This window comes from Saccharicrinis fermentans DSM 9555 = JCM 21142 (assembly GCF_000517085.1).
GTDB classification, from domain to species: domain Bacteria; phylum Bacteroidota; class Bacteroidia; order Bacteroidales; family Marinilabiliaceae; genus Saccharicrinis; species Saccharicrinis fermentans.
The window spans coordinates 607,298-622,483 of record NZ_KI912107.1; the positions used below are offsets into that span (position 1 = coordinate 607,298).

Below are 15,186 nucleotides of genomic sequence, written 5' to 3' on the forward strand. Positions count from 1 at the left end.
ATACGAATAAATTATGAAACAATATATTGTGACACTATCATTGGCTTTGTTTTGCATGCTTGCTGTAGACTCAGTTAAAGCACAGGAAGTAAGTGATAGTATAAAACAAGAATTTATTGATCTGCCATATGGGAAAGTCTCAAAAGACAGACTGGTGGGGTCAGTTGATATAATTACAAAGGAGGATCTTATGAAATCGGGTTATCCCACCTTGTCCAATGCGTTGGCTTGGAAAGTACCAGGTTATTTACAAGGTCGAATAAGAGGTTTTGCACGTGGTGGTAATGGTGATCAACCATTGATAATTATAGATGGTCTCTCAAATCGCCTGTTAGAATCGGTGATGGTAGATGAGGTTGAATCGGTCCATATCTTAAAGGATGTAACTGCTAAAATGCTATACGGTAGCAAGGCTGCCAATGGTGTTATTGTTGTGAAAACAAAAAGAGGAAAAAATGCGAAAAAAGAATTTACAGTAAGGGGTGATTATGGTTTAAGAATGGCCAATGAATATCCTAAGTATGTGGGCTCTGCTGATTATATGATGTATAATAATCAAGCTCGTAGAAATGATGGTCTGAATCCTTTATATACGCAGGAGAATATTGATTTAGCAGGAAATAATTATAAGAACCCGGATGTGGACTATTATGATATGTTTTTGGATGATCAAACCTCTTACCAAAAAGTAAATGCGCAACTTATGGGTGGTGACGATAAAACTAAATATTTCTTTAATATTGGATATTTTGGAGAAAATGGCTTGGAAGCAGTGGGAGAGAAAAGGAGAATGGATGCCTTTAACCTAAGAAGTAATTTAGATTATAAGGTAAATAGTATAATTAGTGTGAATTTGGATATTGCAGGTCGTTTTTATAATGTGGAAGGAAACAGACTTAGTACAAGTGACTTCTTTAGCGCTTTGTCTGGAACCAAACCGAATGATTATCCAATCTTTATTAATGATCAAAAGAGTGTGGACTTTTTAGGTACGTCTGCGGGACAACAAGGAAAGAATCTTTATGGAGATATGGTTTATGCTGGTTATAAAAGAGAATCCACGTCTTTTGCCCAAACGAATATTGGTATGGATTTCGATTTTAATCAATATGTTAAAGGGTTAAGTGCCAATGCATTTGTTACTTTTGATATCAATAACTATATCTCAGAGGGTAAAAAATTGGATTACCGTACTCTTAAACCTGATGTAACTTCAACAGGAGAAGATACTTTAATTGTAAATGGTATCTATCAACCTAAAGGTGAAGAACAAAAATTAGCAGACTCTTATTATCGCAATATGGGAGGTGGTGTTTATGTGAATTATGATAGAACTTTTGGAAATCATGCTCTTTTGGCTGATGTGAGTTATATGCTTGAAACAAAAAGTGTTAAAACAATTGTTAGTGATAACGATGATACGACTGATGAGCAAGATTTAATGCGTACGATTCAGGATGAAAAAACCATGAATCTTGGTTTAAGAGTTAACTATGCATTTAAAAATAAATATATAGCTGAATACGCAGGTTCTTATATGGGATCTAAAAAGTTTTATAAAGATAATCGCTGGAAGTTATATAGCTCGTTTGGTCTTTCTTATATTGTTTCTAAAGAGGATTTTATGGATAATGTAGATTTTGTTGATTATCTAAAAGTAAAAGCTTCTTATGGAAAAATTGGTTATGATCAATCATTTGACTATTTGTTGTTTAATGATTATTATAAATATTGGGCAGGAAGTTATAAGATCGGACTCACAAACTCTGGTCAACTGATAGGTACTGAGTATATTCAATCTGGTAATAAAGGTTTAACTTATGAGGAGTCCGAAGAATTTAATATTGGATTAACCTTACGTACGTTAAATAATAAATTAGAGATTGGTGCTGAGTATTTTAAAGAGAAGCGCACGGGAATGCCAACGGAGATGAAGTATGCTTTTCCTCAAACTTCTGGTGTGCCCACTATTTATGACAATTATAATGGAATTGAGAATAAAGGGTTTGAAATATCTGCACAGTTTACTGATAAAATGGGCGATTTTTCCTATTCTGTAGGTGGATATTTGACTTCAAACGAGTCGAAATGGATCCAATACGATGAGTTGAACCAGTTTTCGTTCCAAAATGTACAAGGAACAGAAACGGATGCAATATGGGGATATGTGGCGGATGGTTTTTATACAACAGCTGATGATGTGGCCACATATGGTGCAGATGGAGCTACTCCTCTTACCTCTAGTTTAGGTTCCTCTTTGATACCTGGTGATTTACGATTTAAAGATATGTCAGATTATCAAAGTGAGTATACTTATGATGATAATGTAATTAATTCGTACGATAAGGTTATTATTGGTAACTCACGTCCACGGTATGTTTATGGCGTAAACGTTAATTTAAAATATAAAGATTTGAGTCTTTATGCGTTGGGTCAGGGAGTGGGAGGATTCGATAGATCCATGTCTTGGCCTACTTATTTTACCAATAAGGGAAACGTTAAGTACTCCGAATATGTCTATGATGCAGCTGTTCCAACTTTCGATGCTGAAGGTAAGGCCGTTGGTTTAGTGGATAACGACTTTACGAAGCCGCGATTGTCAACAGAAGGAAATGCGCATAGTTATAACACCAATACCTATTTGTTGCAAAAAGGATACTACTTTAAGTTAAGAACAGTTGAACTTGCTTATAAGTTACCTAAATCTGTTTCTTCCGCTATTTTTGCCGAGCAGTTAAATGTATTCGTTAGAGGAGACAACTTACTTACCATTTCTGATTTGGACGACAGAGATCCTGATAATGTGAATGCGGGTATCACTGGTAATCCTACGTTTAAAACAATTTCAGGTGGTGTAAAACTTGTTTTTTAATGAAATCGTCGTATTAAAATTAATGAAAATGAAAAATATAAAAAACTACATATTGCTTTTTGCATTGCTCATGGCATTTGTGGGCTGTGATGATTTCTTTGAGGAAGATTTCAACAATAACTTATCAGAGGAAACGGTGTTTGATTACCACTTAAATCCTGAGTATGTTGCTGGTCTTTATGTGCCTGCCTATGGTGCAGTGTCAAATAGTTATACTACATTAAATAATAATTTTTTAGATTGTGTGACAGACAATGCTGTTACCAATGACTATGATGCTACACCCTGGAAGATGCGTACGGTTAATGATTTTATTACCTCCAGTAACTATCCTATTTATATCTGGGGTAGAAATTATAGATACATTAAAGATATTTATAAGTTCTTATCTGTTGGCTTAAATGACGATATAGTATACCGGACATCTAGCGAATTAAGATCCGAACAGATTAAAGAAAGAATGGGCGGGGAAGCACATTTTTTATTGGCCTTGAATTATTTCCAGTTGTTGAGGGATTATGCTGGCCCCGTAGAAGGGCGAATCATGGGTGTTCCTATCGTTGATAAGGATATAAGTGCAGAAGAGGCTCGTAATATTTCTCGTGATACTTATGATGATTGTGTTGATTTTATTGTTGCTCATATTGACACTGCTCTTAATTCGGGTTTGCTACCAGAATATTCTAATGACTATCTTAAGGATCATCCAGGATTGGATCCCACTATTTATGGTGATATTGCCTTGGGTATTCCGACTACAACGGCGTGTTACTCATTAAAGTCAAGATTGTATTTATATGCGGCGAGTCCTGCCTTTTCAATAGGTAAGTCAGATGCCGAGATACAGGCTTTATATACCAAAGCAGCTGAGGCTGCAAAAATGGTCATTGATCAGGTAGGGACGCTCTCAAAAGAAAGCTATAATCTTTCTGATATAGATGATTATTATACGAAAGTAGATAATAACCCAGAGCTAATTTTAAGAAGGGCTAGTCAAACAACGGATTGGGAAAAGAATAACTATCCTCCATCTATTCACTTATCAGTTCTGGGGCGTACTAATCCGTCTCAGAATTTAGTAGATGTATTCCCGATGGCCAATGGTTATCCCATTCATGAGGGGTTGTCGGGTTATGATGCTAATGATCCCTATACCGGTAGAGATCCTCGATTTTATATGACAGTTATTTATAACAATGCTTCATTTAAAAATCAGAAGATTGAAATGTGGCCAGGAGGTAACAATACGATCGAAGGTAATGATCAGATTGCTGATGATGCTCGTATTTCACGTACTAACTATTATCTGAGAAAACATATTACTGAGATACCTAATTTTGCTGCGCAATCTACGACTAAACCTTGGCATTATACAGCTGCTTTTAGAGCTGTTGAGGCGTACTTAAATTTTGCAGAGGCAGCAAATGCTGCTGTTGGTCCTGACGGTATGATTAGTGGCTTATCTGCAAGAGAGGCCTTAAGGGCTGTTAGATATCGCGCAAATATACCTGTTAGTGCTGATGCGGCGGTGTCAAGCGATCCTTATTTAGCCGGATTGTCTGATTTGTTAGAACTCATTAAGACTGAACGACGCATAGAACTGTGTTTTGAGGGTCATCGTTATTATGATATTCGAAGGTGGAATGATGATCTGAATGTTAAAGTTAAGAAAGCGACGATCTCTACGAATAATTTTGGGGTAAGTTCCGAGTATGACTTTAGTCAAGACGCATATCCAAACCAAGTTGATTTTCCTGAATATATGAGGTATGGGGCTATTCCAAGAAACGATATATTGACTTGCCCTAATTTGAATCAAAATGATGGTTGGAAATAGTTGACAATTATTTTCTTTATTACTCTCCAATATCCATAGGAGAGTAATAAAGAGTTTTGAAAATTTAAAATTTTATACGAATGAAAAAGTTAATCTTATTATCGTTATTTCTAGCTGCAATTATGACTGGTTGTTATGACGAGTATAAAACAGATTTTGACTATACTGCGGCTTATTTTTCTTATCAAACTCCTGTTCGTACCGTGATTATAGACCCTGAGGTTGATAATTTTGTGATTAAAGTAGGTGCAATGTATGGAGGGCGATATGATTATGGAGGACAATCGGAGTCTGTCGTTTTTTCTATAGAAGATACCCTTATTACTAATAATACTGTATATACAGACAAAGGGATTAAAGTAATGCCTGAATCGTGGTATACTTTATCTGATGATTCTGAAATTAAAATTAGTAATGATAATGCAGGCTTTGTTGACGTAAGTATTATTAAAGATTCTTTAGTTAAGTATCCAGAGGCCGCAAATAATACTTATGCGATTCCTTTTTTGCTTAAAGAGGCAACTACTGATTCAATATTAGAGAATAAAAATTATTCTATCGTTGTTGTTAAGTATAAAAATGAATTTGATGGAAGGTATTATATCAAAGGAAAAGATGATGAGCTTGCTCCTGATGGATCTGTTGTGTCAAGTGTGGTTTATAATAACCCCTCCTTGGTTTTAAATAATTATATGTTTCTCAATACGGTTGAGCAAGATGTGGTTAAAAGTAGAGTGGGAAGTAAGCGTCTTTTTAGCGATTATGATTATAATATGAAAATCAGATCTTCTGATGGTAAGGCCATTCTTTCATTAGCAGAGTCGTCAAAAATGACTGATTTTGTGGGAAATGCAAAGTATGATTTTGGAGAAAAAATGTTTGTTTGTAATTATACTTATACCATGAATGCAGTAAAGCATAGTGTTGTGGATACTTTGGTATACGCTAATACGGAAATTGAGCTGGAAGATTGGTTAAATCCTTAGTATAGAGGATTATTTGTGAGAGATAAGCCTTGTGATTTTTTTCTATGGGGAAAAGAATACATACGGAGTGTCTCTTGTGAAAATTTAAATTAAAATTTAAACACATGAAAAATATAACATATTATTTAATGTTACTATTCGTTGTGATGACTCTTCATTCGTGCGATGAAGAGGATTATAAAGATATGAATATAACTAAGGATCCCCGAGAGGCTGAGGTAAAGAGTTTCACGGGTAATATAAATGGACATATTGCTGTCTTGAATAGTAAAGGAGAAATGATTACTGATGTTGATATGGGGGGTACTTTCTATTTGGTAGATAATACAGATGGAGGAGCCAATACATCCGCTTGGACAATCACCAATGGAGACGAAACGATTACCTCTGATAAAAGTATGGTCGAAGTTAGCTTTCGTAAGCCTGGAACTGCTGCAATTAGTCTTACGTCAACACGTTCTGCTGATGGAACTTCTATTACTACCGAGACCGCATTGACTATTAATAAAATTCCGCTAACAGTTGGTTTTGTGTCGAGTGTTGATCCTGTGAATGATGTGATTAATATCAAAACAGGTGACTATATTTTGTATAACAATGCGACGGCTGGCTCGCCTGATGGGGTAGCTTGGGAGTTTGATGGAGGAACACCAGCTGCTTCTACCGAAGAAACAGTTAATGTACGCTATGAAACCGCGGGTGTTTATAATGTAACTTTAACAGCTACCAGAGAAGATGGGCCGGGAGATATCTTAACTAGTCAGGTAGTGAAAAATGGCTTTGTTAATGTTATCCAGCGTGTTGTTAAATTGGTTCGGGCAGTTGCTACGGATAATAAAATCGAATTACAGTTTAATGAGCCGATGGCGCAGGATGTTCCTGCTAGTGCAATTAGTGAGTTTTCATTAAAGATTAATACAATGGCTGGTGGGGAAATAATTCCTACCATTACTGCTATTGAATCAACGGGAGACAGCGCCATAACACTTACCTTTAATGATCAGATGTATAGTGATGATGAGGTAATTATATCTTATGTACCAACAGGTATACTAAAGGATGCGACTGGTTTACATAATCCGGAGCCAGTGCTAGAAGATGTTTGTGTATATGGACATAACATGTTAGTGAATACTGATATGGAAGATCCTGATCGTTGGATATTTAACTCTAGTCATGGGGGTGGTACCTTTGCTTTTGTTAATGAAAGTTCTATGGAATATCCTATGAAGCCATACCAAGGAAATACTTGTGCAGTAATTGTCAAAGGTGATAACAATGTAAGTGTTTCTGTACAGCAAGGTTTTAATGTTGCAGAAGGCGATGTGGTTGAATTTGCGTATGAAGCACAGAGAATTGGTAATGTTGGTGGTGCATTAGAGCGAAGAATTAGTACTGTAAGTGGTAATGGCTCAAATGATGCTGGTGGCAACTGGAGTTCTGCAAATCAAGGTGGTGTGGGAGCATGGGTAACTGTTAAAAAAACGCTACATGTGAGTGCCGATACCAAGTTTAAAACGGGTACTTTATATTTTAATTTTATGCGCTATAATGGTACGGAAGATGGTGCACTTTGGGTTGATAACTTGAGGATTTATGTGCCGAATCCAAGGCCATAATCATTAGAATTTTTTAATTGATTTTTTTTAAGGCTGTTCTATTTTAGAACGGCCTTTTTTGTTTGGTGTGTCGTGCATGGTAACTAACTAGATGATGCAAGTTCATTAAGGGGGTTTGTAGTAGCCAACCATTAGCCAAGGGCAAGGATGCTTACCGAACAACAGTTTTGGTTTTCGTCCTAAACGAAGCACTCATAAAGCCCTGGTTCAATGTAAAAGTATTATATCCCAAGGGTATAAATATGCCATTGATATGGACATGGCAAAGTTCTTCGACATGGTGAACCACAGCAAGCTGATTGAGGTACTGTCACGCACGGTAAATGATGGTCGTGTAATCTCGTTAATCCACAAATACCTGAATGCAGGAGTTGTGGTGGGACACCAATTCGAGAAGACCGAAGCAGGCGTTCCGCAGGGGGGCGCTGAGTCCGCTTCTGAGTAACATAATGCTTCACGAACTCGACAAAGAACTTCATAGGCGAGGTCATGAATTTGTACGCTATGCCGATGACTTGGTTATTTTATGCAAAAGCAAAAGGGCGGGAGAGCGCATAATGAACAATGTGATCTGCTTTATAGAGGAACATCTTTACCTGAAAGTAAACAGGGATAAAACATCGGTGGTTTACTACAACCGTATCAAGCTTCAGGGTTACTCCTTTTAAACAATTTTTTGTATAATGAGTCCTGTTTCAGTGAATTAATGAGTGGTTTTGATTTAAAAATACATGTTTCCAGATGAAAAATGCATGGACTCTTAGGGTAGCAGTAATAATTTAGGGATTCGAATGACAATGAATTTGAGATGTGCAAAAAAAGTTATATAGGATGCAGGTTAGAACAATGTTTTTTAAATTTATTTTGTCTTTGTTGGGTATTATGGTATTTATTTCTTTAACGGCCACCCAAAGGAATATTAGCAATATCTATCATAAAGGATGGATCGATTTTAATAAGAATGGTTTAAAGGATATTTATGAAGATCCTTCTCAATCTACTGAGGCGAGGGTGCAAGACCTTTTGTCGCAAATGACTATAGAAGAAAAAACCTGTCAAATGGTTACTTTGTATGGATATTCACGCATTTTGCAAGATGAATTGCCTACAGAGGAGTGGAAAAACAGTGCATGGAAAGATGGAATTGCCAATATTGATGAACACTTAAATTCCATTGCTTTCAGACCTCAAACATATAATGCGTATTCTTATCCCCATAGCAATCATGCCGAGGCCATAAATATTATTCAGAAATGGTTTATGGAGGAAACACGTTTGGGTATTCCTGTTGATTTTACGAATGAAGGAACCCATGGGCTTTGTCATGATAGAGCCACTCCATTGCCAGCTCCCATAGGTATGGGATGTACCTGGAATAAAAGCTTGATGAACCAAGCGGGTCAAATTATTGCGCCATCAATTTGGATTTTTGGGTTATATTGTGTCCGACAGCGATACGCTTAAGTTTCTTTCGTCAAACATCATGTGGTTGCCGATTATCAAGGCGCGGTTAGACAGGTGGTTGAGGCTGGATTGTATTTTTTATTGAAGCTTTATTGCGGTTAAAATATATGAAAGAGGCTAGCTTAAAGTGAGTATTGAAAATTAAATGATACAACAAAATAATATAATTATGCTGAAAATCTACAAATTGCTTAGTCTGGTGCTAGGTTTGTTCATGTTAACTTCTTCTGGAACTATCAAGGAGAAAAAAGTAAAGATCTATCATAAAGGATGGATTGATTTTAATAAGAATGGGGTGAAGGATATATATGAGGATCCAAGGCAAACAATAGATGATAGGGTAGCGGATCTTCTCTCGCAAATGACCATGGAAGAAAAGACTTGTCAAATGGCTACCCTTTATGGTTTTTCACGAGTGCTGGAGGATGAATTACCCAACGAGAAGTGGAAAAATCGTGTATGGAAAGACGGAATTGCTAATATTGATGAGCATTTAAATACAATTCAAAATCGTCCTTATACCTTTACAGAACATGCTTTTCCTTATAGCAATCATGCTAAAGCCATAAATATCATGCAAAAGTGGTTTATTGAAGAAACCAGAATGGGTATTCCTGTTGATTTCTCGAATGAGGGCGTTCATGGTTTGTGTCATAAAAAAGCCACCCCTCTTCCTGCTCCCATTGGTATTGGTTCAACATGGAATAAAGATTTGGTATATAAAGCAGGACAAATGGTGGGGAGTGAAGCCAAGGCTTTGGGATATACCAATATTTACGCGCCGATACTGGATGTGGCTCGTGATCCGCGATGGGGAAGAGTAATAGAGTGCTATGGAGAGGATCCTTTTCATATTGGAGAGCTGGGGGTGCGGATGGCAAAGGGTATTCAGTCGGCTGGTGTTGCTGCTACCATAAAGCATTTTGCAGTTTATAGTGTGCCTAAGGGGGCACGTGATGGAGAGGCCAGAACGGACCCTCATGTGGCGCCACGCGAAATGCATCAATTGTATCTTTATCCTTTTAAAAAGGTGATACAGGAGGCTAAGCCAATGGGTGTGATGAGTAGTTATAACGATTATGATGGAGAGCCAGTAACCGGTAGTTATTATTTCTTGACAGAGTTATTGCGTCAGCAAATGGGTTTTGATGGTTACGTAGTATCGGATAGCGAGGCTGTGGAGTATCTTTCTGATAAGCACAATGTGGCCGAAGATTATAAGGAAGCTGTTCGTCAGGTGGTCGAAGCTGGCTTAAATGTGAGAACAACTTTTAAAACCCCGGAATCTTATATAGAACCTTTGCGGGAGATTATTAAAGAGGGTAAAGTGTCTATGCAGACGATTGATGCTCGTGTTGCCGAAGTGTTAAAGGTGAAGATGCGACTTGGTTTGTTTGATCATCCACTTATTGAGGATGTTAAACTGGCCGATAAGGTGGTTCATACAGATGAAAATGAAGAATTATCACGTCAAATAACACGTGAGTCGATGGTATTGTTGAAGAATGAGAATAACCTACTTCCATTGGATATTCATCAACTTAAAAATGTACTGGTAACTGGTCCACTGGCAGATGAAACAGGTTATACCTTTAGTCGTTATGGACCTGCTGCTAATGCTTCTGTGTCTGTATTTGAGGGTATTAAAAAGTATGGGGCAGGAATGATCAATGTGAATTATGTGAAGGGTTGCGAAGTAATGGATGCCAGCTGGCCCGAAAGTGAATTGATGGATGTGGCACTAACTGATGAAGAGCAGGCTGGCATTGATGAGGCTGTTGCGCAGGCTATAAAATCAGACGTGATCATTGCTGTGGTTGGAGAAGATGAGAAAAGAGTGGGCGAAAGTAAATCGCGTACTAGTTTGCAATTGCCCGGGAGACAGTTGCAGTTGGTGAAAGCCTTGTATGCTACGGGAAAACCTGTTGTATTGGTATTAATTAACGGGCAACCACTTACCATTAACTGGGAAAATAAATATATACCCGCTATTTTGGAAGCTTGGTTTCCGGGTACATCATCCGGGGATGTAGTGGCTGAAACTTTGTTCGGCGATAATAATCCCGGAGGTAAATTATCGGTGACCTTTCCTAAGTCTACCGGACAAATACCTTTGAATTTTCCATTTAAAAGAGGATCGCATGGCGGTCAGATTGAGAATATTGGAAATGGTTATGGAACAACACGTGTTACTGAGCCTTTGTATCCCTTTGGTTATGGATTAAGTTATACAACCTTTGAATATAGTGATTTAGAAATTACTCCAAGCAATGCCCTTTTTCAAGCAGATATTCATGTTTCTTTTAGTGTTACAAATACGGGAGAACGTGAAGGGGATGAAGTTGTACAACTGTATCTTGAAGATGTAGTAAGTAGTGTAACCACTTATGAATCTCAGCTGAGAGGTTTTGAACGAGTGCACTTATTGCCTGGTGAAACTAAAACAGTAAAAATTACTTTGCATCCAGAGGACTTGCAGCTGTTGGACAAAAATATGAACTGGACTGTGGAACCAGGTAAGTTTAATATTATGGTAGGTAGTTCATCTAAGGATATCAAGCTTAATGGGAGTTTTGAGATACTTAATTACTGATATCAATGAGTAGTTACAAATCCATACTTTCCATAGTGTTATTGTTGTTTGTACTGGGGGCGCTTATGTTAAAAGTGAGAAGCATCCACGTATCTATTACGGGAATATAAGGCAGGTGGATTTTCGTTTAGGCAAAGTATATGAAAAGGTATTTGTAGTATGGGCAAAATAAATGAGCAGTGAGTTTTTAGTACTTGTATTGTCGAGACTTGTATGGAAAAAAGCCCTACTTCTTAGGAGAAGTAGGGCTTTTTTAGGTGTGTCGTGCATGGTGTATAGTGGCTGTAAGAAAACTATTGTTTTCTGTCTTGCAAATAATATATGTCTAGAAGACACTAGTTTAACCCGGATAATGCATTAGAAGATTTATTACGTATATTTTGATTGATTGTATTTTTAATTCTCAGGGTAAAGTTCTATTGTATCATTGGGAATGAATAATTTCACTGACCATCTACCCGTAATCAGAAAAAAATAGATAAGCATAAAACATCCATGTGCATGATTTAAATATCCATGTAGCGTTTTTGTATGTTAGAGAGGTTTAATAAATGTTAAGCGGAAATTTGCTTTGTGTATTTAGAAGCGTGTATATTTTCTATGAATCAGATGGTTTGTATTTGTAATGATCAGTAAATCAGTATTTAATATTTTATCCATGTCTATGGTCTGATAATCCATGTGTTAAAAAACGATATGTTTTACATTTGAGCTGTTAATAAAAATTAAACTATATGAAAAAGATTAAAACTAAGTTCTTATTGCTGGCTATTGCATGCTTGATGACTTCATTTAGTTGGGCTCAGCAAAGAACTATATCGGGAACCGTTATAGATGAAAGCGGTGAAACATTGCCGGGTGTAAATGTTTTTGTTAAAGGAACTACTTCGGGTACGATTTCAGACATTGAAGGTAAGTATTCAATCATGATTCCTGATGGAGCCTCCGCCACACTTGTATATTCTTTTGTTGGATTTGCCACACAAGAAATTGCTGTTGGAAACCAATCTTCAATCAATGTACAATTGGTGTCTGATGCCATTGGCCTGGATGAGGTTGTGGCTATTGGATATGGTTCGGTTAAAAAGAGCGATTTAACAGGTTCAGTGGAATCAATCAATGCGGAAAAGTTAACAGAGATGAGTAAAACGGATGTTGGACAAGCTATTCAAGGACAGGTTGCAGGGGTTGATGTGCGTAGATTAAGCTCCAAGCCTGGTGCGCAATTGTCTATCAAAATTCGTGGAAATACAGTGCTTAAGAATACAAATGTTACCAAAGATGGAATTAGTGATGATTTAGATGAAGACTTGTCGAAACCTCTATACGTTGTTGATGGTGTATTTATGGATGATCTGAGTATTTTGAATCCTTCGGATATTGAAAAAATGGATGTGCTCAAGGATGCGTCTGCAACAGCTATTTACGGTTCAAGAGGCGCCAATGGGGTAGTTATTATTACTACAAAAACTGGAGTGAGTGGTAAAATGCAAGTAACTTACGATGGAACCTTTGGGGTGAATACGGCCACTAATGTTCCAGATTTTTACAATGGAGATGAATATGTTAGCTATGTTTCTGACGCATTAAGAGGAGAGAAATGGGAAAAGCAATGGGAAGATGGTGTTGCCAGTGTAGAAGACTGGAATAATACGGTTATTGATACAGATCCTGAATTCTTCGACGAAGACGAAAGAAATAATGTGGCCAATAGAAATTATACCAATTGGATTGACTTAATAAAAGAAACAGGCATTCAAACAAGTCATACCTTGGGTTTTTCTGGTGGAGAATCTGGTTTGCTTTATAACGCGTCGGTGGGGTATACCAAGGATGAGGGACTAATGGGAATTGAGAATTATGAACGTTACAATATTAGTTCTTCACTTTCTAAAAAAGTAAGTGAGACGATAACAGTAGGCGTTCGTTCTTATTTTGCATATTCTGATCGAGAAGAAGGAAGTAAGGAGTTATTTAGAAGCTCTTTACGTTTAGCACCAACCTTAAGCGCCTATGAAGAGGATGGTTCTATTAAGACGGTTCCTGATGCACAGGATGTACGTTTTATCAATCCTCTTTATGAAGCAAATGGTTCATGGGAGGGAAATACTAGAAAATACAATATGATTGCCAATGCTTTCATTGAAATTAGGCCTACAGATTGGTTTAATTTTAAAACTAATTTTGCACCGGAGTTGATTACTCAACGATATGGAGAATACAGAGGTTTGTTAACAAAAACCGCACGTAATGATCAAAGTCGTACTCGCGCGTATTATGAAACAGATTTTTCAAATTCATATACCTGGGATAATATTGCGAACTTTGATTTCAATATTAAAGATGGACATAATTTGAAGGCTACCTTTATTTCATCGATATATCTACAGCAAGAAGATGGTTCAGACTTTGAAATTAGGAATATAGATTCTGATTCTTATTCGTATTACAATATTGAAGGAGGAGATGATATAAAGGTATATGATTCTTATTATTCAAAAGAAACATTGACCTCTTTTGCTTCTCGTATTAATTATAATATTCAGGAGAAATATTTATTCACATTTACAGGGCGTTATGATGGGTCTTCTAAATTAGCGAAAGGAAATAAGTGGGCATTTTTTCCATCAGCAGCTTTTGCCTGGAGAGTAAGCCAGGAACCTTTTTTAGTTGATAAAGATTGGTTGTCGAATTTAAAATTGCGCTTATCTTATGGAGAGTCAGGGAATGATGGGGTTGTGAGTCGGTATGCCTCGCAAGCTTATTTAAGTGATGATTCTTATCTATTCGGTAATCAATCCGCTTCTGGAAAAGTGATTGACGATTTATCCAATGACGATTTACGCTGGGAACGCTCAAAAGAATATAATATAGGAGTGGATCTAGGTTTATTTGATGGACGAATAAGGTTGGGAGCTGAATATTACAATAAGAAGACTGTTGATGCGATATTGGGAAAAACATTAATGGCATTAACAGGATTTTCTGAGTCGGAAGGAAACTACGGATCAGTACGTAATAGTGGTGTGGAACTAGTATTAAACACAGTAAATGTAAAAAAAGGCGATTTCAGATGGACCTCCAGTTTCAATTTTGCAAAAAATAAAAATGAAGTTGTAGAGTTAACTGATGATATCCAAAAACAAGTTTATGGAACGCATGGGGTTCTTATGGTTGGACAACCGATTGATGCTGTGTATTCTTACGAAAAAATAGGAATCTGGCAAATGGACGAAGCAGCAGAGGCTGCTAAATATGGTTTTGTACCTGGTCAATATAAATTTAAAGACCAAAACAATGATGGTATTCTTTCTGCTGAAGATGATAAAGTCGTAATTGGTTCAAATTCTCCCGACTGGACAGGTGGAATGACCAATAATTTCAATTATAAAAATCTCGATTTATCAGTAATGGTATATACTCGTCAGGGGGTATTTGGTCACTCAGAATTTTACTCACATTTTGCGCCACACAACGGTGACGGAGCTACATTTAATCATTTAGATATGGATTATTGGACGCCCAATAATCAGGATGCAGAAAACCCAATGCCTGGCGTTGGCTCTGATGATGAATGGTATTTCGCAGATATGTCTTTTGTGAAAGTAGGTAATATTGGCCTTGGATATAATATGCCAAAACAAATTATAAACAAGTTAAATATTTCAAGTTTACGTTTTTCATTAGATGTTCAGAATCCATTTACATTTTCCGATTATAAAGGTCCTGACCCAGAAACTGGTTTGCAGAACTCTTATAATATGGCTTACTCAGTTCGGACTGTTTTATTTGGATTGAAACTTAAGTTGTAACCG

Annotated in this window: 7 protein-coding genes and 1 pseudogene; all 8 read left to right on the forward strand. The window is 37.0% G+C overall.

The features are described 5' to 3' along the window. The first annotated feature begins 13 nt into the window (after positions 1–13). A complete protein-coding gene (locus tag CYTFE_RS0102700; protein ID WP_027470548.1) occupies positions 14–2,872 on the forward strand; it encodes a SusC/RagA family TonB-linked outer membrane protein in 2,859 nt (952 codons plus the stop codon). Positions 2,873–2,900: 28 nt separating this feature from the next. After that, positions 2,901–4,709: a RagB/SusD family nutrient uptake outer membrane protein gene (locus CYTFE_RS0102705; protein WP_162150065.1), complete on the forward strand. Its 1,809-nt coding sequence runs from the start codon at positions 2,901–2,903 to the stop codon at positions 4,707–4,709. A gap of 80 nt (positions 4,710–4,789) precedes the next feature. Then, a complete protein-coding gene (locus tag CYTFE_RS0102710; protein ID WP_027470550.1) occupies positions 4,790–5,695 on the forward strand; it encodes a DUF1735 domain-containing protein in 906 nt (301 codons plus the stop codon). Positions 5,696–5,799: 104 nt separating this feature from the next. Beyond that, positions 5,800–7,314 carry a PKD domain-containing protein gene (locus CYTFE_RS0102715; RefSeq protein ID WP_044262517.1) on the forward strand — a complete coding sequence of 505 codons (1,515 nt, stop codon included), beginning with the start codon at positions 5,800–5,802 and terminating at the stop codon, positions 7,312–7,314. A gap of 202 nt (positions 7,315–7,516) precedes the next feature. Beyond that, positions 7,517–7,982, forward strand: a pseudogene (locus tag CYTFE_RS31785) (reverse transcriptase domain-containing protein). A 163-nt stretch (positions 7,983–8,145) separates the two neighbouring features. Then, the gene (locus CYTFE_RS0102725) at positions 8,146–8,778 is read left to right on the forward strand and encodes a glycoside hydrolase family 3 protein (RefSeq protein WP_027470553.1); all 633 of its coding nucleotides are present in this window, start codon (positions 8,146–8,148) and stop codon (positions 8,776–8,778) included. A gap of 169 nt (positions 8,779–8,947) precedes the next feature. Beyond that, complete coding sequence (locus CYTFE_RS0102730; RefSeq protein ID WP_027470554.1) at positions 8,948–11,371, forward strand: glycoside hydrolase family 3 N-terminal domain-containing protein; 2,424 nt, start codon at positions 8,948–8,950, stop codon at positions 11,369–11,371. Between the two features lie 734 nt (positions 11,372–12,105). Beyond that, the gene (locus CYTFE_RS0102735) at positions 12,106–15,183 is read left to right on the forward strand and encodes a SusC/RagA family TonB-linked outer membrane protein (protein ID WP_027470555.1); all 3,078 of its coding nucleotides are present in this window, start codon (positions 12,106–12,108) and stop codon (positions 15,181–15,183) included. Positions 15,184–15,186 lie beyond the last annotated feature (3 nt).

Excerpts from the sequence above, each read along its gene's own strand:
- CYTFE_RS0102725 (WP_027470553.1), top strand. The coding sequence starts at position 8,146 with ATGCAGGTTAGAACAATGTTTTTTAAATTTATTTTGTCTTTGTTGGGT.
- CYTFE_RS0102735 (WP_027470555.1), top strand. The coding sequence starts at position 12,106 with ATGAAAAAGATTAAAACTAAGTTCTTATTGCTGGCTATTGCATGCTTG.
- CYTFE_RS0102705 (WP_162150065.1), top strand. The coding sequence starts at position 2,901 with ATGAAAAATATAAAAAACTACATATTGCTTTTTGCATTGCTCATGGCA.
- CYTFE_RS0102730 (WP_027470554.1), top strand. The coding sequence starts at position 8,948 with ATGCTGAAAATCTACAAATTGCTTAGTCTGGTGCTAGGTTTGTTCATG.
- CYTFE_RS0102710 (WP_027470550.1), top strand. The coding sequence starts at position 4,790 with ATGAAAAAGTTAATCTTATTATCGTTATTTCTAGCTGCAATTATGACT.
- CYTFE_RS0102715 (WP_044262517.1), top strand. The coding sequence starts at position 5,800 with ATGAAAAATATAACATATTATTTAATGTTACTATTCGTTGTGATGACT.
- CYTFE_RS0102700 (WP_027470548.1), top strand. The coding sequence starts at position 14 with ATGAAACAATATATTGTGACACTATCATTGGCTTTGTTTTGCATGCTT.